Annotated in this window: 21 protein-coding genes; 6 read left to right on the top strand and 15 right to left on the bottom strand. The window is 65.0% G+C overall.

The features are described 5' to 3' along the window. The first annotated feature begins 10 nt into the window (after positions 1-10). Positions 11-1,351 carry an AI-2E family transporter gene (locus tag D3D02_RS12285; protein WP_121570283.1) on the top strand — a complete coding sequence of 447 codons (1,341 nt, stop codon included), beginning with the start codon at positions 11-13 and terminating at the stop codon, positions 1,349-1,351. A 163-nt stretch (positions 1,352-1,514) separates the two neighbouring features. On the opposite strand, the gene D3D02_RS12280 is transcribed toward D3D02_RS12285, so the two are convergent. After that, the gene (locus D3D02_RS12280; protein WP_121570282.1) at positions 1,515-1,811 is read right to left on the bottom strand and encodes a PadR family transcriptional regulator; all 297 of its coding nucleotides are present in this window, start codon (positions 1,809-1,811) and stop codon (positions 1,515-1,517) included. Between the two features lie 694 nt (positions 1,812-2,505). On the opposite strand from D3D02_RS12280, the gene D3D02_RS12275 reads away from it, so the two are divergent. Both D3D02_RS12275 and D3D02_RS12270 read left to right on the top strand, forming a co-directional pair. Beyond that, on the top strand, positions 2,506-3,219 hold the full coding sequence (locus D3D02_RS12275; protein WP_121570281.1) for a hypothetical protein: 714 nt from the start codon (positions 2,506-2,508) through the stop codon (positions 3,217-3,219). Positions 3,220-3,302: 83 nt separating this feature from the next. Then, complete coding sequence (locus D3D02_RS12270) at positions 3,303-3,539, top strand: flagella cluster protein (protein WP_121570280.1); 237 nt, start codon at positions 3,303-3,305, stop codon at positions 3,537-3,539. A 192-nt stretch (positions 3,540-3,731) separates the two neighbouring features. Here D3D02_RS12270 and D3D02_RS12265 read toward each other — a convergent pair whose 3' ends face one another. Both D3D02_RS12265 and D3D02_RS12260 read right to left on the bottom strand, forming a co-directional pair. Then, on the bottom strand, positions 3,732-5,252 hold the full coding sequence (locus D3D02_RS12265) for an RtcB family protein (RefSeq protein ID WP_121570279.1): 1,521 nt from the start codon (positions 5,250-5,252) through the stop codon (positions 3,732-3,734). Positions 5,253-5,328: 76 nt separating this feature from the next. Next, a complete protein-coding gene (locus D3D02_RS12260; protein WP_121570278.1) occupies positions 5,329-5,775 on the bottom strand; it encodes a DUF5799 family protein in 447 nt (148 codons plus the stop codon). A 136-nt stretch (positions 5,776-5,911) separates the two neighbouring features. On the opposite strand from D3D02_RS12260, the gene D3D02_RS12255 reads away from it, so the two are divergent. Together D3D02_RS12255 and D3D02_RS12250 are read left to right on the top strand one after the other, a co-directional pair. Next, complete coding sequence (locus D3D02_RS12255) at positions 5,912-7,195, top strand: HAD hydrolase family protein (RefSeq protein ID WP_121570277.1); 1,284 nt, start codon at positions 5,912-5,914, stop codon at positions 7,193-7,195. Next, positions 7,195-7,578 carry a hypothetical protein gene (locus tag D3D02_RS12250; protein ID WP_121570276.1) on the top strand — a complete coding sequence of 128 codons (384 nt, stop codon included), beginning with the start codon at positions 7,195-7,197 and terminating at the stop codon, positions 7,576-7,578. Before D3D02_RS12255 ends, D3D02_RS12250 begins: the two co-directional genes overlap by 1 nt. 46 nt (positions 7,579-7,624) lie before the next feature. Here D3D02_RS12250 and D3D02_RS12245 read toward each other — a convergent pair whose 3' ends face one another. The 7 genes from D3D02_RS12245 to D3D02_RS12215 all read right to left on the bottom strand — a co-directional run bounded on the left by D3D02_RS12245 (position 7,625) and on the right by D3D02_RS12215 (position 15,843). After that, positions 7,625-8,863: a hypothetical protein gene (locus D3D02_RS12245; protein ID WP_121570275.1), complete on the bottom strand. Its 1,239-nt coding sequence runs from the start codon at positions 8,861-8,863 to the stop codon at positions 7,625-7,627. Beyond that, entirely contained in the window at positions 8,864-10,063 is a 1,200-nt protein-coding gene (locus D3D02_RS12240; protein ID WP_121570274.1) for a hypothetical protein, read from the bottom strand. It abuts the gene before it with no gap. Beyond that, positions 10,060-11,094: a twin-arginine translocation signal domain-containing protein gene (locus tag D3D02_RS12235; RefSeq protein ID WP_158599366.1), complete on the bottom strand. Its 1,035-nt coding sequence runs from the start codon at positions 11,092-11,094 to the stop codon at positions 10,060-10,062. The genes D3D02_RS12240 and D3D02_RS12235 overlap by 4 nt, the downstream gene beginning before the upstream one ends. Beyond that, entirely contained in the window at positions 11,087-12,019 is a 933-nt protein-coding gene (locus D3D02_RS12230; protein WP_158599365.1) for a signal peptidase I, read from the bottom strand. Before D3D02_RS12230 ends, D3D02_RS12235 begins: the two co-directional genes overlap by 8 nt. A 328-nt stretch (positions 12,020-12,347) precedes the next feature. Further along, positions 12,348-13,106 carry a hypothetical protein gene (locus tag D3D02_RS12225; RefSeq protein ID WP_121570271.1) on the bottom strand — a complete coding sequence of 253 codons (759 nt, stop codon included), beginning with the start codon at positions 13,104-13,106 and terminating at the stop codon, positions 12,348-12,350. Positions 13,107-13,127: 21 nt separating this feature from the next. After that, on the bottom strand, positions 13,128-14,735 hold the full coding sequence (locus D3D02_RS21190; RefSeq protein ID WP_233560649.1) for a SipW-dependent-type signal peptide-containing protein: 1,608 nt from the start codon (positions 14,733-14,735) through the stop codon (positions 13,128-13,130). Between the two features lie 127 nt (positions 14,736-14,862). Then, positions 14,863-15,843, bottom strand: a complete 981-nt coding sequence (locus D3D02_RS12215; protein WP_158599364.1) for a TasA family protein — start codon at positions 15,841-15,843, stop codon at positions 14,863-14,865. Between the two features lie 450 nt (positions 15,844-16,293). Here D3D02_RS12215 and D3D02_RS12210 point away from each other — a divergent pair, with 450 nt between their 5' ends. Then, positions 16,294-16,830, top strand: a complete 537-nt coding sequence (locus D3D02_RS12210; RefSeq protein WP_121570269.1) for a hypothetical protein — start codon at positions 16,294-16,296, stop codon at positions 16,828-16,830. A 117-nt stretch (positions 16,831-16,947) separates the two neighbouring features. On the opposite strand, the gene D3D02_RS12205 is transcribed toward D3D02_RS12210, so the two are convergent. The 5 genes from D3D02_RS12205 to D3D02_RS12185 all read right to left on the bottom strand — a co-directional run bounded on the left by D3D02_RS12205 (position 16,948) and on the right by D3D02_RS12185 (position 22,636). Beyond that, on the bottom strand, positions 16,948-17,772 hold the full coding sequence (locus tag D3D02_RS12205) for a hypothetical protein (RefSeq protein WP_121570268.1): 825 nt from the start codon (positions 17,770-17,772) through the stop codon (positions 16,948-16,950). Positions 17,773-17,835: 63 nt separating this feature from the next. Further along, the gene (locus tag D3D02_RS12200; protein WP_121570267.1) at positions 17,836-19,038 is read right to left on the bottom strand and encodes a hypothetical protein; all 1,203 of its coding nucleotides are present in this window, start codon (positions 19,036-19,038) and stop codon (positions 17,836-17,838) included. After that, the gene (locus tag D3D02_RS12195; RefSeq protein WP_121570266.1) at positions 19,038-20,315 is read right to left on the bottom strand and encodes a PGF-pre-PGF domain-containing protein; all 1,278 of its coding nucleotides are present in this window, start codon (positions 20,313-20,315) and stop codon (positions 19,038-19,040) included. The genes D3D02_RS12200 and D3D02_RS12195 overlap by 1 nt, the downstream gene beginning before the upstream one ends. A gap of 28 nt (positions 20,316-20,343) precedes the next feature. After that, positions 20,344-21,429, bottom strand: coding sequence for a twin-arginine translocation signal domain-containing protein (locus tag D3D02_RS12190; protein WP_158599363.1), 1,086 nt, complete (start codon positions 21,427-21,429; stop codon positions 20,344-20,346). Between the two features lie 112 nt (positions 21,430-21,541). Beyond that, positions 21,542-22,636 carry a signal peptidase I gene (locus D3D02_RS12185; protein WP_121570265.1) on the bottom strand — a complete coding sequence of 365 codons (1,095 nt, stop codon included), beginning with the start codon at positions 22,634-22,636 and terminating at the stop codon, positions 21,542-21,544. Positions 22,637-22,777: the final 141 nt, after the last annotated feature.

Raw genomic sequence — 22,777 nt, 5'->3', positions numbered from 1 at the left:
CTCGTTCGGTATGTCCGTTCTCGAGATGGGTCGTTCGCGACTCTCGTGGTGGGTAGTGGGACTCGCCCTCGGAGCGGCGCTCGCGTACATCGTCTACTCCTTTATCGGGACGTTCGTCTTCGGCCTCTTCCTCTATTACGCCACTCGGCCGATCTACCGGCGGATCAAAAAGCGGATCCGACCGCCCAGCCTCGCGGCCGCGATCGCGCTCTTCGTGTTGGCGTTGCCCGCGCTCGCGCTCATCACGTACACGGGAGCAGTCGCCGTCAGCGAACTGGTTCGACTCACGAACCAGGGCGTCTTCGACCTCTCGCGGTATCCGATCTCGGCCGATCAGCTCGAACGGTTGACGGACTTCGAGCGGCTCCTCACCTTCGATCCAGCGTCGCTGACGTTCGCGCAGGTCCAGCAGGTCGTCTCCTCGATCGGCTCTGCGAGCAACGTTCTCGCGTTCGTCGGCGTCGGCCTCGTGCATCTGTTCGCGATGATCGCACTGGCGTTCTACCTGCTCAGAGACGATGCGAAGCTCTCGCGCTGGCTCAACTCGCGGATCGCCGACGACCGCGGTGTGATGGAGGCGTTCCTCGGCGGCGCCGACCGCGATTTCACGAACATCTTCTTCGGAAACATCCTCAACGCCGTCCTCACGGGGACGATCGGCGTCATCGCGTACTCGATCCTGAACCTCGTGGCTCCGCCGGGCGTCGCAATTCCCGCAGCGGCCCTCATCGGCCTGCTCGCTGGCGTCGCGAGTCTCATCCCCGTCGTCGGGATGAAACTCGTCTACGTCCCCGTCGCCATCTATCTCGGCGGTACGTCGTATCTCTTCGATCCGGCGACGCTGTGGTTCACGGCCGTCTTCGTCGCCGTCTCGTTCGTCATCGTCGATACGATCCCGGATCTCGTGCTTCGTCCGTACGTCTCCGGCCGCAATCTCCACGTCGGCGCGGTGATGATCGCCTACACGCTCGGCCCGTTGCTGTTCGGCTGGTACGGCATCTTCCTGGGGCCGATCGTGCTCGTGCTCATCGTGAACTTCGCCCGTCACGTGCTGCCGGTGCTGATCGCCCGGGAGCCGCTCGTTCCGTACACGGTCGATCCGGGTGTGGTGACGCCGCGGGGATCGACACAGGTCCCAGCGGCGAACCCCGACGTCGTTGCCGACGGGCCGAAAGCCGAATCTGACGAGCCAGCCGATGATCCGGGAGATGACACCCCGGAGACGGACGGTGGCACGGAGACGGCAGGCGGCTCCTCACGCGGCGACCGGGACGATGGCAACGCTACTGGCGAGTTCGAGTTCGGAACGGAACTGGCAGACTCACGAGACCAAGAGCCGACCACAGAGTGAGGTACCATCCCGGGCGCGCGGTGGCGCACTGCCCGGATCGACGATTACGGGTCGACGACGGAGCAGCCACCTCGCGCCGTTTCGTACTGTCGGACAGAACGATGTGGAGCGTATCGACACCCCGTGGGTGCCAACGTGATTCACGAACTGCTGTCCGACAGTATCAGTCGTCGATGCCTTCGAAGGAGACGTTGATGTACGTGCTCTCCCAGTCTTTGCGTGCCGCGATCTCGCGGCGGCCGCGGCGGGTGAGCGTGTAGTAGTTCGTACGGCGATCACGCTGCCCTTTGTCGACGAGTCCTTTCTCGACGAGCGTGTCGAGGTTCGGATAGAGCCGGCCGTGATGGATCTCCTTCTCGTAGTACTCTTCGAGTTCTTCTTTGATCGCGAGCCCGTGGGGTTCGTCGAGTCCGGCGATCACGTACAGCAGGTCGCGCTGAAATCCTGTCAGGTCGTACATCGGTGGATTCTACTTGTATATTAGTGTTCTCCAAAATAAACATATCGACCCACTGTGCGCTTGGGAGTGCCGATCACGGGCCGAAAACTCGATACGTATCGATGAGCTTTCCTAAACATATCGTTACGCTTACCACTACCTGATCAGGGTCCTAATATGTCTGATTAATTATTATTACACGCCCGGTAGCGGACTCCATTCGCGGCCCGATCGCGGTCGACCACCGTTACAGATACCTTACAATTCCACCCACCACGGATTTCGCTCGTCGTCGACGCCCGAGCACCGGAGGCGACACTGTTCCCCGAGTGATCGGTCTCCGGACAGGCGAGTGACAGAGACGTTTCTCGACGATAATAGTCGGAAAAGGAAGCAAGCCGCGTGAAAAGCACGCGGATGCTTGCCGCCCTGAATTGGTCCCCGCTGACGCTTCGGCCCTCCAGACGAAGCGTCACCCGATTGTAACCGACTCCTGCACATAAATATGTCGGCTACGACGAGGATTCGTTCTCCCCACGCGCTCGTCGAGAGCCGACGTATCCCGGCCGCTCACAGCTGTCATCGCCGTTTTATCGATCGTGTTTCGGCGCAAACCCCGTACCTGTCCTGCGGTTTTGCTTCGTGACTCTATCACGGCGCGGAGTCGGCATCGCCATCGCGACGCGTTTTTCTCGCTCGCCGGAGAACGGCCGGTATGCGAATCCGTGGCCGCCGCCGCTGCAAAGACTGCGGGCGCGAGTGGTCGTACTTCGATACGGGCCGGGTAGACTGCCCGGACTGCGGGAGTATGCGGAGCGTCGGAACTGGCGACCGAGAGCGACACACCGACAGCGCGGTCGAGTTGGACCTCTCCGTCCCCCGCGCCGAACTCGATGACGCGACCGACATCGACGATATCGCCTCGGAGTTGAAAACGACTCTCCGTGATTACGTCCGTCAGCGCGGCTTCGTCCGCGCCGGCGAGCTCCAGTCGGTCGACGACACGGTCCTCGCCGCCGCGGAACTGCTCCACGCGGTCGACGTCTTCGGACGGACCCGAGACCCGGACGACGAGATGCAGTGGTACGTCCTCGAACTCCTCCGTGGCGCCGACGACGGCCAGCGCCCCGATCCGTCGTCGGTTCCGGCGTCGATGACCGACGCGCGCGGCCTCGCGTACGCCGAGGTACTCGACGCCTTCTGTTCGGACCTCGGGACGTGGCTCGACGACAATCCGGACCCGGCCGCGCGACAGGTCCGAGAGGCGCTCGCGACCCACGTCAAACGCGTCGACGCGGTCTACGGTGACGTCCCAGCCGAGGAGTCCGAACTCCTCGTTCGAGCGGCGCGCGACCTCGTCTCGTATCTCGTCGACGACGACGAGATGGCGCTGACGACGGCTCAGGAACGCCTCTCTCGACTCGGCTGAAGAGGGGCATATGCAACACCGACCGCACGACCTCGACCGCGCGACGGCAACGACTTTATCGCCCGCAGGCACTTCTCCCGCTGATGGCTGATCGCTTCGACCAGCACGCCGTCCGGCATCGAATGAAACTCCTCCGCGAGGACGGCGACGTGACGCTGTACGAAAATCGGGACGGCGTGGAATGCCCGGCCTGTGGGGAACCCTTCACGCGACTGCTGCTGACCGAACGCCGAACGCACTCGTTCGGCCTCGACGGCTCCGAACGACTGTGCGTCGCCCGCGAAGACGATCGGCTCGTCGTCTGCACACACAGCGAGTAGTGCCGCGACACCGATCACTCCCGGCCCCTGCGAGGCATTTTATACGATACCGGGGCCAGCACCCGCGTGTTCTGAACGCAGACCGTGACGGTCACGGCGGGTGTGTGGCGCGCCGTCACGGCGTCGTAGTCGTCGGAGGCGCCACCTGCTCGCCCTCTCGCCACACAGAGCGTCTGCTGGCCCCGTGGGAAATCAGCCCTTGATGTTACAGACCGGGAACGTCCGTGCGACCTTGTCGCCGATGCCGAGTTCGTCTGAGACGCGGACCACCTCGTCGACGTCCTTGTAGACGCCCGGGGCTTCCTCGGCGACAGTCGCTCCCGACTGCGCTTTCACGTAGATCTTCTGCTGGTCGCGCAGTTCCTCTTGGACGGTCTCGCCCCAGAATTCGCTTTTCGCCTGCGTTCGGCTCATCGTCCGCCCAGCGCCGTGTGCGGTCGACCCGAACGAGAGCTCCATCGAGTGCTCGCCGCCGCGGAGGACGTACGATCCTGAACCCATACTCCCGGGGATGATGATCGGCTGGCCGACGTCACGGTACGCCGACGGGATCTCGGGCCGCCCGGCCGGGAACGCGCGAGTCGCGCCTTTCCGGTGGACGTAGAGCTCACGTTCGGCCCGGTCGACCGCGTCCTCGGGGTTAGTCGGATGGCCGTCGGCGTCGACGGCGACCTCGTGGACCTCCTTCTTGCCGATGTTGTGGGCGACGTCGTAGAGGAGTTCCATCTCCATCTCCTCCCAGTCGCGGTCGAAAATGCGCTCGAAGACGCGGCGCGTCCGATGCATGATCAGTTGCCGATTCACCCAGGCGAAGTTGATGGCCGCACACATCGCGCCGTAGTACTCCTCGGCGAGGTCGGAGCCTGCGGGCGCCGCTGCCAGCTCTTTGTCCGGGAGCTCTGCGAGCAGGTCGCCGTGTTCCTGTTCGATCTTCCGGAGGTAGTCCGAACAGATCTGGTGACCGAGTCCCCGAGAGCCACAGTGGATGAGGACGACCACCTGGTCCTCTTCGAGGCCGAACTCCGCGGCGACGTCCGATCGATAGACGTCAGTCACGCGCTGGACTTCGAGGAAGTGATTTCCTGAGCCGAGGCTCCCGATCTGGTTTTTCCCGCGGTCTTTGGCCTTCTGGGAGACGGCGCTCGGGTCGGCGTCGGGGCGCATCCCCTCGTCTTCGCAGTGGGTGAGGTCGTCTTCGACGGCGTAGCCGTGTTCGAGCGCCCAGTCGACGCCACGGTCGAGAATCTGCTCCATCGTCTCTATATCAGATTCGACGACGCCGCCGCCACCGAGTCCAGATGGAATGTTCGAAAAGAGGGCGTTGACGAGTTCCTCCTCGTGCCCGCGGAGGTCGTCGTACGTCAGGTTCGTGCGCATCATCCTGACGCCGCAGTTGATGTCGTAGCCGATCGACCCCGGCGAGATACAACCGGTTTCGACGTCGGTCGCGCCGACGCCGCCGACGGGGAACCCGTAGCCCTGGTGCCCATCGGGCATACAGACGGCCCGTTCGGCGATGCCCGGCAAGTGCGTCGCGTTGCGGAGTTGCTGGAGCGTCTTGTCGTCGCTGATCTGTTCGAGCAACGCTTCACTCGCGAGCACCCGCGCCGGAACGCGCATCTCGCCTTCCCGCGGAATCTCCCATACGTGTTCGCGGACGCGTTCGAGACGAATCCCGTCGAACTCGCGAACGTCGTCGCTATCGTCGGTCATACTCCAACAAACGATAGCCTGTGAGGAAAGCGTTCTCCTCGATGCCCGCTTCGACTGCCACCGATCGCTTGATCGCCTACTCCAGGTACGCGTTGCGCACCTGCTCCCACTTGTTCTTCGACTCCAAGTGCTTCTGGAGCGCGTCCGCGTAGGCCTGCGTCAGCCGCTCGGCGGCATCGACTCGTTCTTGGTCGGTCCCGCTACTGCCGTTGCCGAGACCGAGCGCACCCTTGAGAGAGTCCATCAGTCCGCCGCTGCTCGACTTCTCCTCGCCAGGGGCGCCACCCATCTGCGCCATCTGGGAACGGACGTTCTCCAGTTCGGGCATAATCTGCGGCAGCTTCTCCGTGTCGGCGACGATCCGTGCCCGGTCAGGATCGTCGGCATGTTCGATGTCGAACTCGGTCGCCGTCATAATGAGGCCCCACTCCTGGCTCGTAAACCGCGAATTTTCGACCCGATCGTTGAACTCCCTGTCGACAGTCATCCGATCGCCGACGATGCTGTCGGTCCAGTCTGCCATACCCCGGTGTACGGCGGTCGCTGGTTTGAGCGTTTCCCTCACCGGAACGACTGGTTGTGGACCCGCTTCGAACTCGATTTGGCTCCATTACCGCCTCGGCAGGTGTGCTTTTACCATCGGAGGACGGGGACTACGTATGGACCGGTACGATCTCCTCTATCGACTCTATCAGGAGTACGAGACGGATACGCTCCGCGATCTCCAGAATTTCGTCGATCTCTTTCCACCCGTCGACTCCCGTGTCGCACTCGAATACTGGCAGGATGCGAGCGACGATCTGGAGGCGCGCAAACGCGAGATCGCCGAGTCGTTCGCCGCCGGCGAGACGCTCGCCGACGTCGCGGCGCGAGCCACGCGCGAACAGACGTTCACGGCGCTGGACCTCTACTCGAAGTACGGTCGCCCGGTCAACGCGCTCGTACTCGACGTTGACGAGACGCTCCGTTCGGCCGGCCGTACGGACAACGAGATCCCTCGTGAGACGCTGCATCTCCTCACTGAACTCCACGAGGCGGGCCTCCCGATAATCATCTGCACGGGACAGACGCTCGAAAACGTCAAGGGATTTATGATACAGGGGCTCGGAACCGAGTTGGTCCACTCGGGGTCGTTCAGCATCGTCTACGAGGCGGGCACCGGCGTGTTCACGCCCGGTCACGGCTCGGACACGAAGCGACTCCTCTACGAGACGCTCGAAGAAGAGGTGCGTGAGGTCTTCTCGCTCGTGCGCTCGCGCGTGTTGACGGCCGCCCCGGAAGAACTCCGCCGCTCGGTCCACCTCCAGGGCAACGAGTTCAACGTGACGCTGAAGCCGAACTTCGACGTGGGCAGCGACGCCGCCGAAGCCGTCATCGACGAAGGCCTCGTCTATCTTGTCGACCTGCTCGGACGGGCAGTCGTCGAGGCCGTCGAGGGCATCAGCGACGTCGGCATCGAGTCGCGGACGGGCGACAGCGAGGGGCCGGGGCGCTCTGCGGACTGGGCACGGGCGTACTACGCCGCCTCCGACCCCGAGATCGCCGACGTCCTCGACAGCGAGGACGCGACGCCGTCACGCGAGGTCGAGGACATCCCCGCGGACGTGCAGGCTCGCTTCGATCGGATCGACGTCGCCTACTACCACGCCGACGCGGCGGAGATCGGTTCGCTCGACCTCGACAAACCGACCGGCGTTCGCGGCGCGCTGGACGTCCTGGGCATCGACGACCCGTTCGTGTTGATGATGGGCGACAGCAAGTCCGACCTGCGGGTGATGGAGTGGGCCGAAGACGTCGACGCCGGGATCGCGGCGGCACCGAAACACGCCTCCGAATCGGTACTCGATCACGTCCGCTCGACGGACGAACTGGTCTACGACCCCGGCGACGCGGGCTCCGTGCTGCGAATCGTCTCGGTACTGAACCGCCTGGACGAGTGGTGATGGCGTCCGACGCGATGAAGCGCTTACGCGGTGCGCGAAAGTACCTCGCGCCCGACGGCAGCCTCGCCGAGTCGTCCAACTTCGTTCGCCTGTGGGTGCTCGCGCTCGCGACCTACGGTGTCGGCGACATCGTCACCACGATCGCGATCATCGAACACAGCCCGGATCTTCGCGAGGCCAACGCGTTGGTCAGGCTCAGCGTCGACGCATTCGGCATCTACGGACTCGCGCTGTTGAAGTACGCCGTGTTCGGCATCACACTCGCCATCTCGCTGGTCGCGGCGGCCGACGACGACGAGTTCTTCGCGTACCTCCCACCGGTGGTTCTCTCGCTCGTCGGCACGTTCACGATGGTCTACAACGTCCGACTGTTGATCGGGTGAGTGGCGCACTCACCGCAGGCAGCGGCGACGCCCACCGCGACTCCCTCTATGCAATCGCTTCGAGGAGCGTCGTCGACGGCTCGAAGGTACAGTGGACCGAAAGCGTCGTGCGGTCCGATTGGATCTCGTTGCCGACCGCGGCGTCGACCCGCCACTCGACCACGACGCTGACGGTCTCGTTCGGGTCGAGTTCGAGCGACCGGGTCGTCTCCGCAGCGTCGGCCAGCGCCACGTACCCGTCGGTACTGCCCACGAGGTACGAACGGCCGCCGCGTTCGCGCGTGATCGCGATCCGGACCGCAAGGTGATCCGAAAGCTCGCCCTGCGTTGCAGTGTCGTCGACGGTGGCTTCGGGTTCCGTCAGCCCGTTCTCGTCGTCGACCGCTCCGCCGACGGCGAACGTCGCGGTCACGGACTCGTCTCGCGGATTCGATACCTGAGCCGTGCTCGTTCCGCGACCGCCCGGGAGCACGTCCTGCGCACCGAACAGCGCCGTGGTTCGGTTCGCCTCGGCGCCGTTTTCGGTCTCCGATCCGCCGTCTTCGGTCTCTGACCCGCCGTCTGATCCGTCGGACCCGCCGGACTCGCCGCCGGCGCTCCCGGTCGAATCACTCCGGGTTTCCGCTTGGTCGTTCGACGTCGAGGCGCTGTCACCCGAGGCGGTGACTGTGTTCTCGTTCGGTCCCCCAACCGTCCGTCCGGCGGGCCGATCGACGACGAACGCGTACCCGTCAGTGTCGGTCACGGTCGCAACGCTGCGACCGTCGGCGTAGAGGCGCGCCGTCACGGCAACGGCGCCCTCGCGGCGGGCTGTCGATCCGGGCGTCGCCACGTCGAACCCGTCCGACTGCGTGTGATCGAGGTACGTCGTATTCGGTCCTCCGACGACCGTCGCGAGGTCGATGGCGTCCGTCCCCGACTGGACCGATTCGACCGACGCGCGGTCGACGACGACCCACGTTCCGTTCGGGAGTCGGCTCCGCACGACGAAGTCGACCCGACTCACGTCGCGTTCGAGATCGAGGCTCCCGCCGAGCGCTCCGGTGACGACGCCCGCGTCGCCTGCCTCGTTGCGCACGTTGGACGGGTCTGTCGCCGTCACAGTGATCCCGGCGACCTCGGACGCGGAGTCATCGCCGAGGAGAGCGGGAGACGGTGGGCCGGTCGCGTCGAACACGCCGGTGGATACGAAGCCAGCTCCCACGCCGCCGAGAACGGTCGCGAGCACGACGACGGCGAGGAGTTTCGTCCGAGTGATTCCGACGGGCACGTCGATGGCGCTCATCTATGCGTCCTGCGACGACGGTGTCGCGGTCGTCTCTCCGTCTTTTGTCGCCGTGGGCGTACTCGCGGACTCAGTGCTTTCAGAGTCTGTGCCCGCGGACTCAGTGCTTTCAGTTTCGGTGGTGGTTTCGTCAGTTTTGGGTTCGGCCGTTTCAGTTTCGGTCGCCTCAGAGTCGTCCGTTTCAGTTTCGGTCGCTTCGGACTTGGGCGTCTCTGTTTCGGCTGTTTCAGTTGTTTCGGGGTCGGAAGCCGCAGATTCGGTCGTCTCCGCCTCGGCCTCGCCGTCGGTGGTGGCCTCGTCGCCGGAACCGCTCTCTGATCCGTTGCTGTCAGCGCCGTTACTGGGTGCGGTCCCGTTCTGCGCAGTGTCGTCGTCCGGCGTGGTCTCGTTCTGTGACGCGCCGTCGGGGTCAGACGACGGTTGCGCCGGCGTCGAGGCGTTCTCGGCCTTTCCGTCCGTTTGGTTTCCGGTGCTCGCGTCGTCGCCGGCAGTTTCGTTCGTCGAGGCGCTCCCATTGGCCGGCACGCTCTCGTTTCCGTCGCTCGGCTCCGGTGCGTCGCTGACTTGGGTACCGCCGACACTCCCGTTTCTCTTGGTGTCGTTGCCGGCCACCGTCCGGTTGCCGTCGACACTCTCGTTTTCAGTCTGGTTCACGTCCGCGTCGCTGTCGAACGCCGCCGCGGCGTCCCCTCCGTTCGATCCCGCTGGTGACGCTCGCGACTCGTTCGGCACGAACAGCCCGAACGGACTGAAGCCGGTCGTGGTCGCGGTCAGTTCGTACCAGCCGTGTTTCTGTTCGCCGACGGCAGTTTCTAAGAAGACCCAGCCGCCCGCGCCCTTGTGGCCGATGACGACGTCGTCGACGTCTTCTCCAGTCCGATCGAGCCACGACTCAGAGACCCACACCGAGAGCTTCGCACAGCCGTCGCCTTCGACTTCGAATGTCGCCGCGGCTTGGAGGTCGCTTTGGCTTTGGTTCACCGTGGCGTTGCCGACCGTACAGGTGTCGAGCGGTTCGACGTCGAATCCGGAGACACCGCCGCCGGCGGTGTCGGCGTTCGAGGCCGTGAGCCCGACCGCTATCGACTCGTTGTCAGACAGCAGTGCGACGGTCGCACTGCCGGACATAGACGCGACGACGACCAGCGCGAGCACGAGTGCGAGGACCCGCCGGGCGTCGATCGAGAGATTGCTGCTCATTCGCTTCCTCCGTTAGTGTCGTCCGTCCCGATCGCCCACTCGGCGTCCTCGAAATTGTACTTCACCCAGTACTTGTCGGGGCACGGGTCGTTGGTCGCACGCGGCGGGTCGCCGCTCTCGGGGAACTCGCTGCCGTCCTGCTCGTAAGTCGCTACCAGAGTGAGGTCGGAGTTCTCGCCGCCGCTGTTGATGCTGAACGGCGTCGATTCCCCGTCGTACGCGAAGACGTCCAGTTTCGTCCCGTGCTTGAGCAGGACGTGATCGACGTGCGACGGGATCGTCGTCACTTCGAGCGTCGCCGCCCGGTCCGTGTCGCCACAGGTCCGTCGAGTAAATTCGACGTCGCTCTGTGTGACTGACTTCTCGCTACAGAACGCGGCGAAACTGATCCCCTTGCCACACGCGACATTCTCGTCGCCGCCGTCGTCGCAGCCGTCACACTCCGGGAGGCCAAGATCGTAGGCCATCGGATCGTCGAGGTACCGCTCTTGCACGGCCCGGAACTCGAACCCGAAGTCGACCCCGACGTCGCCGTCGACGACCTCGGTCAACTCCCACGAGAACGAGACGGTCCAGGTCTCGTCGCCGTCCGGAAGCGCCTCCGTCGAGAGCGCGCCGCCCGAACCGTACGCGGCGCGGAACTCCCGGAGGGATCCCTCGAACAGCACAGTCGTACTGCCGTCGTGGTCCGCCAGCTCGACCCGCACGTCGATTTTCTCCTCGGTCGGTGTACACGTCGGACAGGGAGCGACGAGCCAGACGTACGCTGGGTTGTCGTCGACGGCGAGTTCGAACGAGGCGGTCTCGGGTTGGTAGAGTCCAAGCGATGCGGTGTACGAGTCGTTCTGCCACTCCGCGGGGGACAGCACGTCGACGTCGAGATCGAACGAACCGGTGGTGAATTGCGCCTTGGTTGTCTCGGTGTCTGTGAGCATCGCGGCGACGCCGCTGCCCGAGCCGGCCGCCGCACCGGTCGCAGCGAGCCCGTACAGGAGTTTCCGCCGCGACAGTCCGCCCGGCCCGTCAGCCACCGTGCGTCCCCCCGTCAGTTTCTACGGTGGTGGTCTCGCCGGCGGCTGCGGCCGCGGCTCCGCCGTCGGGATCGTCTGGAGGGCCGTCTTCGGTGTCAGCAGGGGGAGCGTCATCTCCGGCGGTGCTCGCGTACAGGCCGCCGACGAACAGGAAGCCGATTCCCGTCGCAACGGCTCCCGTGATCGCCCAGGCCTCCGTGAGCTTGTACGCCGCGTACGCGCTGTAGGGGAGATACAGCGCGAACACGACCGCGAGGAGCTGGAGGCTCGATCGAGTCAGCGTGATCGCCGAGCCCTCGCTGTCGACGTCGGCGGCACTGTGGCTCCCGACGCTCCCGGCGGCTCCGCTATTCCCGTCAGTCGCGGCCGCGTGGCCGCCCGCAGTCTCCGGTCCGCCGTCGCCGCCCGTCTCCACGTCGTCGTCGACAGAGTGCAGGAGGGTCCACAGCTCGGAGCCGACGAACAGCGCCAGCGGCACGACGACGGCCGCGACGAACCCGACAGGGGTGTTGACGGCGTTGACGACGTATCCGATCAGCGGGATGACGAACAGCACCTCGCCGATCACCCGATCGTACGGCACGGTTCCGCTGTCGGGGTCTTCGTTGGCGTCGCCTTTCGTCACGTAGGCCTCGCCGCTCTCACGCTCGACCACGTCGACGACGCGGTGGGTCGTCGGCGTCTCGCTGTCGGTTTGGAAGGTGATGATGTCGCGTTCGGTGATCTCGTCGGGTGATGCCTCGCGGACGATCACGGCGTCGCCGGGGCTCATCGCGGGCTCCATACTCCCCGAGAGAACGACGAATCCGTGATCCGCGCCGACGACCTGGGGGACTCCGTACACCACGAACGGCGCGACGGCGGCGATCAGGAGGATCACGCCGACGACGTGCACGGCGGTCCGGAGCCACTCGTCGTCAGTCACACCCATCGTCGTTCACCTCGTGCGGCTCCCGAGAGACTGTCCGGTGTCTGTGTGTCGTCGCGATGCAGGTGCTGATCGTGCCCTCGTGACCAGCTGCCAGCGGGTGAGGTGACAGTGAGCGATCTCCACCCCTCCGTTCGTGCGATGTTCCCCGTGCACACGACAGGAATGCGGAGTATCGGGCTTAGCTATCGACCGATTAGCGGCGTTTGGCGACCGCGTAACCGGCTGTTTAACGACCGACCCGGCTCTCGGGCCGTTCGGCCGGGGGTCCGCGGACGCCCGTAACAAGCTGTTAATCCATCTCATACTGTCCGTTCCCATCCTGTCAGTCATCTCTACACGCCTCCACGGTGACGCCGACGACGAACTGGGCCGAGTCGCCCTGAATCACGTTCCCCGCGCGCTCCGGAATCGACCACCGGAAGGTGACGTAGACTGCATCGCCGACAGACAGACACGACTCGCCGCTCCGACTGAGCGGATACCCCTCATCGAAGACGGGATCGGCGTCGACTTCCGCGAGCGTGCCCGAAGCGATCATCTCGTCGCCGTCGGTCACGAACGGGATATTCTCGTTCGCGCCGTTCCCGGTGCCGAGGCCCATATCGCGCCAGAGTTCGATCGTCGCGAAGTCCTGGAGTTCGCCCGTCTCTGCGGTTTCGTCGCCGGCGGCACGCTCGGGCTCGTTGCGCCCGTTCTCGGCGGTGTCCGTGAGCGCAAAGTGGAGGGAGACCGCAGCCGATCGAGCGGCGGTTCCGCCTGGCGTGTCGTCGGCGAGGCCGGCCCGGAGCGTGACGGCTCCGGTATCACCCGGGAGCACCGCCTCGTCGACGACGAGGCCGACGTCGCCGGTGTGCCCGGTCGAGCCCGTCGACAGGTCAGTGTCCTCCGTGACGACGCCGTTGACGGTCTCGCGCCAGTCGAGCGCGACCGTCGGCAGCGACTCACCAGCCTGGATCTGCGTCGACTGATTCGGCTCGACGGGGTCGAGACCGGCGGCGCTCCGCGCGGGGGCCGCCCCGAACGCGAGCAGCGCAGTGCCGGAGACTGCACCGAGTACCTGTCGGCGTGTTGGATTGTCCATCGTCGGTTCGGTACCTGATCGCTACTCCGCGTTCGACTGGTCGTTGTGACGACACTGCTCGGTGTAGAAGCCGAGGTCGAAGCCGACGGAATCGGACTGGATCTCGTTGCCGACGTCGGTCGGGAGCCACCACGCGAGGCCGATGTAGTGGTCCGTCGACGGCTCGAAGCAGCAGTCCTCGCCGTTCGGCTCGTCGCCGTTGCCGTCTCCGGTCGAGGCGGCGAGACAGAAGTCGACGTGGCTGATGTCCTGACCCGTGGGAGTCTGCAACTCCGTATCCTCGTCGCTCTTGGCGCCGATCGCCCCGTCGTCCTCGGTGAAGTCGTCGTCGCGGTCCTCGTTGTCGTAGCTGTAGACGTTTGCGCCCTGATTGCCGCCTTTGACGATGACTTTCGCGACGCAGTAGCCCTCGTCGCTGTCGATCGACCAGTCGGTGACGGTCTGGTCCCCGTCGACGAGAGCGGTCGTCACCGTGATCGTGCCGTAGGGCGTGTCGTATTCTTTCTCACCGCTCTCTGGGAGCGGTCCCTCGGGCGCCTCGTCCGTCTTGAGACCCTGGATAAGGCCGAAGTCCGCGCATTTGGGGTTGAATCCGATCGTGATCTCGGTCGAGCCGTCAGTCAGCGGCGTGTCGACAGTGACGTCGTCGTCGGTGGCGTGCAGACTATCGTAGACCTTCTCTTCTGGACAGTCTCCCGCCGGCGGTTCGACGATCGGTCCGCCGGTGTCGCCGGGACAGAGCTGAACGCCGTTTCCGCTTTCGAGGAACAACAGGAGTTCGCCGAGCGAGAGCGTCGGCGTCAGATAGCCCGCGCCGTCACCGCCGTCGCCGACTTCGGCGACGTTGTCGCCGTCGTCGTACCACAGGCGGGTCTGGATCGCGTCGAGGAGTTCGCCGTCCGATCCCGGACTCTCGACGGTCCCGTCCTCTGCGGCGGACTCGCCTTCGGGCTCTGTCACGCCGCCTTCAGCGTTCGATCGGAGCGCCCCGCGGAGCCAGACGTACCCCGGATTCCCGCAGAGGTGATAACTCAGCGTGAGCTCGCCGAAGTCGCCGGGTTTGACGTCGTCGAGACTGACGAGCGGCTTTGGTTCCTCGTTCTCGGCGTCCCAGGTGTCGTCGTTGTCCGTTCGGAGCGCACCCTCGGCCTTCGGATCGAGGTCTTCGTCCATATCGGCGCCGTCTTCGCAGATGTAGCCGACGTCCCGTTCGGTCGTTTCGCCCGGCTCAGACGCGAACGCCTCCTGGATCCGATCGCCGTCCGGGTCCGGGTACGCTTCGATGGACGTCGCGCCCATATAGTCTCCGAGGTCGCCCTCAGCGACCCAGACCATCGGATTCTCCGGGTCGGGGAGCGGGACGTATCCCGAGGTATCTGCAGGCTCGGATCGGGTGACGTCGAGGCCGCCCGTCGGGTCGGCGAATCCGTACGCCTGCGGGAACGAGTAGTGCTCTTCCCAGTCGACTTCGAGGTCGAGTTCGCCCGCGGTGAGCGTGTTGTTCTCGAACGATTCGGTGTCGTTGAAGTACGCACTCGTGCCGAGGCCAGCGCCGGCTGACGCCGCGCCGATGGCACCGAGTGCGCCCAGCACTTTCCGTCGTGAAAGTTCCATTTGACTTTTTGTCATCTGAACCCTCTCCCCAGTAGCGGGAACACCCACCGGCAGAGTCGAACTGCCGACCGCGAAAAAACCGCGACGCACCGGCCTGGGCAGTGACGTAGTTCAGGTCTATTTCCTGGCGGCTACGCCGTCACTAGGTGTTATTCGAGCTCCCCGCAGTGCTGTCGATCTGACCGTTATCTGGGTTTGGACCGAGAATCACATCCTGGTCGGCAAGCGACATAAATGCGCCACTAGAGTACTCGTCTGCCCACGGGTTGGTCGGGTACTTCCCGTCAGGAGTGACAGAATCGCCGTTCTCATCGGTTCCGCGGAAGCGGCCATTGGGGTTGTGGCGGGACTGCTCCGAGTAGAAGTCGAAGCACACCGTGATGGCGTCACTCTGCACTTCGTTGCCGACCTCCTTCGGGAGCGACCAGCGGACCGTGATGTACTGAGACGTTCCGTTTCCGAACGGATCGATGGGTTCGCCGTCCGGATACGCACCACCGACGACGTCCGGTGAATCTCCGTCACGAACGCCGTCGAGAAGCACGGGGATCGAGCCATACTGACCCTGTTCCTGCGTCGCCTTCAGATCGAGCGGTTTCTGGATGTAGCGGTCGTTCCAGATATTGCCCGTCTGCTGTCCATCGACCACTGTCGCGTTTTGGTTCTGGTCGTAGAAGGAGCGGAACGCAAGGTTCTCGTCAAGCTCCCCGTAGCCGTCAGTATCCTCTCCTTCGGCTTCGAGCTCTGCATCGGTCTGACCGTTTTCCATCGAGTTCTTGAGACGGCCGCGGAACCAGACCCACGCGGGATTGTGCTCATTCAGAATCTCGAACCGGATCCATCCGGAGTCGCCTGGTTTCACATCGTTGAGTTCGATTCCGAGCCCATCCCCATTGGTGTCGGTCGGTTCGACGAGTTCTGGGTCGACGTTGTTCCCGTAGTGACTGACCTCCCACCCGATCTTGAGGTCGAGCTTACCAGCGGTGAAGGATCCGCTCGTGCTCTCCGAGTCACTGAAGAACGCCGTCGTTCCCATACCAACGCCTGCGGATGCGATACCGATCGTGCCGAGCGCTCCGAGCGCCTTTCGGCGCGAGAGCTTGAATTCGTCTTTTCCGGACATTCTCATTCATCCCCCTGCGGGGGAAACCCACCGGCGGAGTCGAACCGCCGCCGCAGCCGTCGTCGAGGCGCCGACTGCGGACCCAGTGTGGGTGAGTCCACACTCCACCCCACAGGAGACACCCCATTAGCTAATCGCGAGTTTGCGCAGCTAACACCCGGGTTGTAGGATTATCGCCGTATTTTCGGCACAAAGAGCGGCTGAAACGGTGGCAGCAATCACTTGCTGCGACGAAGACTCTGGACTGAGTGTAGCACCCATCTACTCACGACAGCCGCGAAAAATAGCGTATTATCGACGCGGAGTGGGGTCGCAACAGTGATTCGAGTCTCTACAGCGTCGTTGAACCCGTGAAAAACCCGATTAACGACTCGTTGAGGGTTCTTGCACGACGTTAATCGGGTTGATTACTATATGCTTACCTCGTTGATACGCAGGTAGACCTGTCATATGAGTATCCGATCGACGCAGACGGGCCAGGGGCTTTCGGAGACGGATATCCACGACCTCCTCCGGAACGACCGGCGGCGACACACGATCAAGTGTCTGCAAGAACACGGACGCGAAGTGATGCTTCGGGATCTCGCCGAGGACATCGCCGAACTGGAGACTGAGGAGTCGCCGCCGCCGCGGAACATCCGCGACAGCGTCTACATCTCGCTGCACCAGAATCACCTCCCGAAGCTCGACGACGCCGGCGTCGTCGACTACGACCAGGATCGAAAGACGATTCGGCTCAAAGACAGCGCGCGTGCGGTCGACGTGTATATGGAGGTCGTGACGAAGTACGGCGTGACGTGGGCGACGTACTATCGGGCGCTCGGCACGGTCTCGCTCTTTCTCGTCGTCCTGTCGCTCACCGAGGTACCGCTCGTCTCCGCGGTCGATCCGCTCATTTTCGCCAGCGTGTTTCTCGCGATCATCGCCGGCTCGACGCTCTATCAACTGTGGTCGCGTCGCTGGCTGTATCTGAATCAGCTCTCGTGAGCGTTCCGTTCGGATCGACGAGCAAGCGAGGATACGAGACGTTCCGATAGTCGCCTCCTCGGAATCAACGTGCGTCGAAAAAGTGTCCTGTCCCGTGTCGGTGCCGCGGCCGTCAGTTCAGAGGGCGTTCGGTGACAGTTGCGCCTCGAACAGGCGCGTCCCGCAGTCGTCACACGTCGCGGCCACGACCTCGAAGGACCGACAACACGACTCAACCGTCTCCTCGTCCAGCGTGACTGCGCCATCGCAATCGGGACACTGATCGAGCCACAGACGGAGCGCGCCGAGCACTTCCAGTCGGGTTTCGTAGTCGAGTTCTTCCCACGCTGCCGACCGCGCGTGGAGCACGGCGTCGGCCGCGACGTCCGCGCGGTAGGCGGATTCGGACTCCCACCGACCGATCGTCACCGAGTCGGCGACCGCGACGAACGCGTTCGGCTGCCGCTTCGTTTCTATCTCCGCCCGGTCGACGCCGAGCCCCTCGAATAGCAACTGGTCGCCAGGTTCGCTATCGCCGACCGACTGGCGCGCCATCTGCGCGTCCCACGACTCGCGGAACGCCGGCATCAGACACAGGTCTTCGCCTCCCTGGCACCGTTCGAGGACGTCGAGATCGACCAGAAATCGCTCGATGTCGCCCGGATCCTGTTTCCCCGCGCCGAGCGGGGCCGGAGCCTCGTGGGCGTCGAACAGCCCCAGCACCGAATCTGGGAGATAGCGCTTGGTCAGCGTCGGCGTTCCGGGGATCAGATACCCGCGGAAGTAGATCGCTGCGACCCCGACGACGAGCAGCGCGATGCCGAGCGAGAGGCGGATCGAGGCGAGTCCGATCGCCAGAATACCCGCGATTGCTACATTGACCACTGTGCACGGGAGACACCGGTTCGCCCCGGTGTACTCCGGCTGCCGCCACCTGAACTGCGTCTCTCCGATCGCTTTCATCGGTCGTCTGGTGACTTCCTGTCACTATAGCTAATCGTCGCTTAACCGACACAGTGCGTCTGTTCAAGACGGGTCGGACGTGAAGCGGTAGTGGATCGAGGCCGTCGTGCTGTCTGATTGGATCTCGTTCCCAACCGTGGGGTCGATCCGCCACTCGACGACCAGCGAGACGGGCTCGTTCGGCTCGATCGCCAGCGACGCTGTCGCGCCGGCAGCCGTCGACAGCGGGACGAATGCGTCTGCACTGCCGGCGACGTACTCCCGATCGCCGGACTCTCGAACGAGGACGATCCTGACGTCCAACTCCGACGAGAGTTCGCCATCTTCGGGCGTCTCGTCGACCACCGATTCGGGCTCTGTCACGCCGTTTTCGGCGTCGATCGCGGCCCCGACAGTGACCTCTAGCGTAGTCATCTCCGCCGACGTCGGCTCCAAGACCGCCGCCGACTTGCCGGCACTCCCCGGGACCACGTCCCCGGTCCCGAAGAACGCCGTCGTCGGAGTGGTGCTGTCTGTCGTCTCGTCCGCGTCGCTTGCGTCGGCTCCACTACCTGATTCGGGACCGCCGTCCGATCCCGACCCGGTCTGAGTGATCGTGCGTCTAGTCGTGTCGGTCGGATCGCTGGCTCCGGTGGCGTCGCTGTTTTCCTCCGTCGCCGACTCGTCCACCGGCGCGAACGACATCGTCGCCGGTGCTGGTCGATCGACGGTGAGTTCGTAGCCGTCGACGTCCGTGACTGTCGCAATCACTTCGTCGCCGACGAACAGTCGCGCCGTGACCGCGATCGCGCCGCGGCGGACCGCGACGGTCCCAGGTTCTTGGACGTCGAAGCCGTCAGACTGAGCGGCATCCAGGTAGATCGTGTCTGGCCCGCCGACGCCGGGCTCCAGGTTCAACTGGCCGGCCGGAACCCCCGTCGCGGTCCCGGACGCTGCGACCGCCCACGTTCCGTTCGGCAGTCGCGTCTGGACGACGAATTCCACTCGGTCGGCTCCCTCGGCGAGCGTGAGTGTCCCGCCGAGCGTCCCGCTGACGACGCCTACATCACCTGCGTCGTTCCGGATGGCGACGGGGTCGGACGCCGTGACCTTGATCGTCGCGAGGGGCGCCGCAGCGTCACCGACCTCGGCCGGGCCAGGGCCTCGCGAAAGGGTGAAGCCGTCCGAGAGAACACCGACGCCCGCTCCCGTGAGTGCCATCGCAATCACCACGACCGCCAGGAGGTGTTTCCGCGAGAGCGTCGCCGGGACGCCCGATGGGGTCATCACTCCGCGCCCGTGCCCGAGTCAGCTCCGCTCGCTGCGTCGCCCGTGTCAGAGCTGTTAGACGCCGACTCGCTGTCTTCGTTCTCGGCCTTCTCATCGTCTCCGCTGCTGCTCTCGCCGGTAGCCGTATCGGACGCACTCTCTAGTTCGTCGCCGGGTTCACTCCCGTCCGGGTTCTCGGACGCGGAACCGCCGACTGGCGCCTCGGTGGACTCGTCGGCGCCCGGATCGCCGTCGCTCGATTGCTCGATGCCGGCGTCGCTCTCTGTCTCGTCGTTTCCGTCACTACTCGTCGCGGCGGCGTCCTCACTCTGGGTTTCGCCGCGAGCGTCGCCGTCGCCGCTCGCTCCGTCAGTGTCGGCCGTGTCGTCACCAGATCCGTCCGCGTCGGTTTCGGTGTCGTTCGGCTCCGACGGCGATTCGTCGGGCGAGTCACTCGCCACGGCGTCGCCGTCGCCTGACGGCTCGGGCTCTTCGACGGTCGCACCAGCCTCCGAAGTCGACGCGTCCGTGGTCGCGTTCACCCCTGACTCTGGCGCTGCGTCCGGCCCACCGGACTCGTCGTTCGCGCCGTTCCCGGACTGCGTTGCGTTTCCGACGATTCCGCCTCCGGCCGTCGCGTTCCCGGCGGTCTCGTCTTCGACCGGGTCTGCGGCCACTTCACCGACGGTTTCGTTGGCTGGGTCGCTCCCCGTCACATCGTCCGAGACGTTCAGATCGCCGCGGTCACCGGGCACGCCGGGAGCGGCCGCTTCGTCCGGTCCGCTCGCTCCGGTGGCTGCCGCGCCTGCGGCGGTGTCCACGAACGTTTCGTTGGGCACGAACAGCCCGAAGGGGCTGAATCCGTCCGTGACTGCAGTCAGTTCGTACCAGCCGGCCTGCTCGCGCACGACCGTCGTCTCGAAGTACGCCCATCCGCTCGCGTTCTCGTGACCGATGACGACGTCGTCGACGTCCGTGCCGACGCGGTCGAGCCAGGACTCCGAGACCCAAACCGAGATCTGGGCGCAGCCGTCACCCTCGACGTCGAACCGCTCTGTGAGCTGCAGCGTCGCGGCTTCGTGCTCGACCGTTTCGACCGGACAGGCCGCGACCGACTCGACGTGGAACTGGGAGACGCCGCCGTGATCGTCGACGGTCAAGCCGACGTCGATCGACTCGCGATCCGACAGCAGTGCCGTCGTCGCACTGCCTGATACGGAGGCGACGACGACGAGCGCCAAGGCGACTGCGAGCAGCCGTCTGCCTCCGTCGCGCCGCCAGCTATCGAACGTCATCGCGCCACCGCCAGTGTCGTCTGATTTCTCATTCCTCGTCACCGCCACTCGAATCGCTCTGTCCGTGATCGATCTGGTCGTCGCCGTTCGAGGCTCCGAACTCGTGTTTAAGCGAGTACGTGCCCGGGCACGGGTCGCTGTTACTCCGCGGCGGCGTCCCGCTGCCTGGGTACTCGTTGCCGTCCTGCTCGTAGGTCGCCACCATCACGAGATCGGACTGGTCACCGCCGGTGGTGACGCGGAACGGCGTCGCCTCGCCGTCGTACGCGAAGACGTCCAGAGTCGTCCCGTGTTTGAGCAGGACGCGGTCGACGTGCGCCGGCAGGGCAGTGACGTCGAGCGTCGCGTATCGATCGGTATCTCCGCACAGATGACGCGCGAAGGCGACGTCCGCGGGGTCGATCGGCTCGTCGCTACAGAACGCGACGTAGCTGATGTCCTTCCCGCAGTCGCCGGTCTCGTCGCACGGTGCACACGCCGGGAGGCCGAGATCGTACGCGCGCGGGTCGCCGAGGTGTCGCTGCTGGACGGCCCGGAACTCGAATCCGAACGCTACGTCCGTGTCTGCGACCGGCTCGGTCAGCGTCCAGGTGAACGAGACGGTCCACGTCTCGCCGTCGCTTGCGAGCGCCTGCGTCGAGAGCAACGCTCCCGATCCGTACGCCGCACGGAACGCGCCGAGCGTCCCGTCGAAGAGCGTCACCGTGCCCGCTCCCGGAATCGTCAGGTCGAGCCGCACGTCGAGTTTCGATTCGATCGGCTCACACGACGGGCAGGGGGCGACGAGCCAGACGTACGCCGGGTTGCTGTCGACCGACAGCTCGAAGACGGCCGTCTCCGACTCGTTGATCCCGAGCGACCCGGTGTAAGCGCCGTGCTGCCAACTCGACGGCGAGCGCACGTCGACGTCGAGGTCGAGCGTGCCGACCGTGAATTGTGAGCCAACGCGTTCCGTGTCGGTGAGCATCGCGGCGACGCCGCTGCCCGAGCCGGCCGCCGCGCCGGTCGCAGCGACCGCGTACAGGAGCTGTCGCCGCGACAACCCGAAACCGATACGTCCCTGCCCTCGATCGTTTTCACCTCGCTGTTCGTCGGTTCCGCGCTCTCGTGTCACATCTATCGTCTCCACTGTGTTCGATGGCCGTTCCGGGAGAGATTGCCTCTCTGCGCCGGCAGGCGCAGATTTTCCGGTGGACAGATCACTCCCGCTCTGTTCTGTCTCGAAGTTACGCATCGTCGTCTCGCCCCCTGAGTTCGCTACCGCCGTCGGCAGCGGTCGATCGGTCGGGATAGACGGCGTCGGCGTCGTCGCCATCGACCGGCGGCATCGGAACTTCACTCGGCAGGTCGCTGTCGGCCCCCTCGGTGGAACTCTCCGCGCTGCCGTCCGCGTCGCTGTCGGCATCCCCGTTTGCGTTCTCGTCGCCGCGGGTGCCGACGTACAGGCCAACGGTGAACAGGAGCCCGATCGCAGTCGCGATCGCAACCGCGATCGTCCACGCTGCGATCGTGGTGTACGCGACGTACGCGCTGTACGGGAGGTAGAACGCGAACACCAGCCCCAGGAGTTGGAGGCTCGACCGCGTCAGGGTGAACGACGCAGTCGCCGACGTCGATCCCGATTCGGCTGGGGTCGGCTCCTTCGACGCTGCCTCAATCGGCGCCGGCGCGTCGTCTCTCGCCTCGGCCGCTGCTCCCCGTGACGACGTCCCGCCGCTCGTCGCCGCACCCGTCTCGCTGTCTGCCGATCCGCTGTCTGCCGATTCGCTGTCCGCCGATCCGCTGTCGATCGACTCACTCTCGACCAGCTCGCCGTCGACCGATCGGACGAGCGTCCAGACCTCCGAGAGGACGAAGGCGACCAACGGTCCGACGACGACCACGGCGAAGCCGACGGGGGTGTTGACGAACCGGACGACGTAGCCGAGCAGCGGGAGCGTCACCAGCACCTCGCCGAGCACCTGCTCGTGAGAGACGGTTCCGCTGTCGGGATCTTCGTTGGCGTCGCCTTTCGTCACGTAGGCGACGGTCCCGTCCCGTTCGATGACGTCGATGACGCGGTGGGTCGTCGGCGTCTCGCTGTCTGTCCGGAAGGTGATGACGTCCCGTTCGGTGATCTCACCCGGCGCGGCCTCACGGACGACGATCGCATCGCCGGGGCTCATCGCGGGTTCCATACTGCCGGAGAGGACGACGAAACTGTAGTCGGCGCCGGCGACCTGCGGCACGCCGTAGACGACGAACGGAGCGACGAGACCGACGAGCAAGAGCACGCCGAGTACGTTTGCGACCGTTCGCAGCGCGCTGCGCTCACTCGTCATCGTCGCGGCCCTCCAGTCTCGCCAGCAGGTGAATCATCACTGGAGGAGAGATGGACGCTATCGGGCATAGCTATCGCCGCGTTAGGGGAGTTCCCCGTTTCGGCATCGTCGTCTTGAACGCCCGGAACGGTCGTCGATCCG

Origin of the sequence: Halobellus sp. Atlit-38R, from assembly GCF_003665925.1 — an archaeon.
Classification (GTDB): domain Archaea; phylum Halobacteriota; class Halobacteria; order Halobacteriales; family Haloferacaceae; genus Haloquadratum; species Haloquadratum inordinatus.
Note: the sequence above shows the minus strand (reverse complement) of the source record. Positions and strands in the feature narration are given on the sequence as shown.

Bases quoted from the DNA above. Each gene is read 5' to 3' on its own strand.
- D3D02_RS12285 (WP_121570283.1), top strand. From the start codon at position 11: ATGTCCGTTCTCGAGATGGGTCGTTCGCGACTCTCGTGGTGGGTAGTG.
- D3D02_RS12280 (WP_121570282.1), bottom strand. From the start codon at position 1,811: ATGTACGACCTGACAGGATTTCAGCGCGACCTGCTGTACGTGATCGCC.
- D3D02_RS12275 (WP_121570281.1), top strand. From the start codon at position 2,506: ATGCGAATCCGTGGCCGCCGCCGCTGCAAAGACTGCGGGCGCGAGTGG.
- D3D02_RS12270 (WP_121570280.1), top strand. From the start codon at position 3,303: ATGGCTGATCGCTTCGACCAGCACGCCGTCCGGCATCGAATGAAACTC.
- D3D02_RS12265 (WP_121570279.1), bottom strand. From the start codon at position 5,252: ATGACCGACGATAGCGACGACGTTCGCGAGTTCGACGGGATTCGTCTC.
- D3D02_RS12260 (WP_121570278.1), bottom strand. From the start codon at position 5,775: ATGGCAGACTGGACCGACAGCATCGTCGGCGATCGGATGACTGTCGAC.
- D3D02_RS12255 (WP_121570277.1), top strand. From the start codon at position 5,912: ATGGACCGGTACGATCTCCTCTATCGACTCTATCAGGAGTACGAGACG.
- D3D02_RS12250 (WP_121570276.1), top strand. From the start codon at position 7,195: ATGGCGTCCGACGCGATGAAGCGCTTACGCGGTGCGCGAAAGTACCTC.
- D3D02_RS12245 (WP_121570275.1), bottom strand. From the start codon at position 8,863: ATGAGCGCCATCGACGTGCCCGTCGGAATCACTCGGACGAAACTCCTC.
- D3D02_RS12240 (WP_121570274.1), bottom strand. From the start codon at position 10,063: ATGAGCAGCAATCTCTCGATCGACGCCCGGCGGGTCCTCGCACTCGTG.
- D3D02_RS12225 (WP_121570271.1), bottom strand. From the start codon at position 13,106: ATGGACAATCCAACACGCCGACAGGTACTCGGTGCAGTCTCCGGCACT.
- D3D02_RS21190 (WP_233560649.1), bottom strand. From the start codon at position 14,735: ATGACAAAAAGTCAAATGGAACTTTCACGACGGAAAGTGCTGGGCGCA.
- D3D02_RS12215 (WP_158599364.1), bottom strand. From the start codon at position 15,843: ATGTCCGGAAAAGACGAATTCAAGCTCTCGCGCCGAAAGGCGCTCGGA.
- D3D02_RS12210 (WP_121570269.1), top strand. From the start codon at position 16,294: ATGAGTATCCGATCGACGCAGACGGGCCAGGGGCTTTCGGAGACGGAT.
- D3D02_RS12205 (WP_121570268.1), bottom strand. From the start codon at position 17,772: ATGAAAGCGATCGGAGAGACGCAGTTCAGGTGGCGGCAGCCGGAGTAC.
- D3D02_RS12200 (WP_121570267.1), bottom strand. From the start codon at position 19,038: ATGACCCCATCGGGCGTCCCGGCGACGCTCTCGCGGAAACACCTCCTG.
- D3D02_RS12195 (WP_121570266.1), bottom strand. From the start codon at position 20,315: ATGACGTTCGATAGCTGGCGGCGCGACGGAGGCAGACGGCTGCTCGCA.
- D3D02_RS12185 (WP_121570265.1), bottom strand. From the start codon at position 22,636: ATGACGAGTGAGCGCAGCGCGCTGCGAACGGTCGCAAACGTACTCGGC.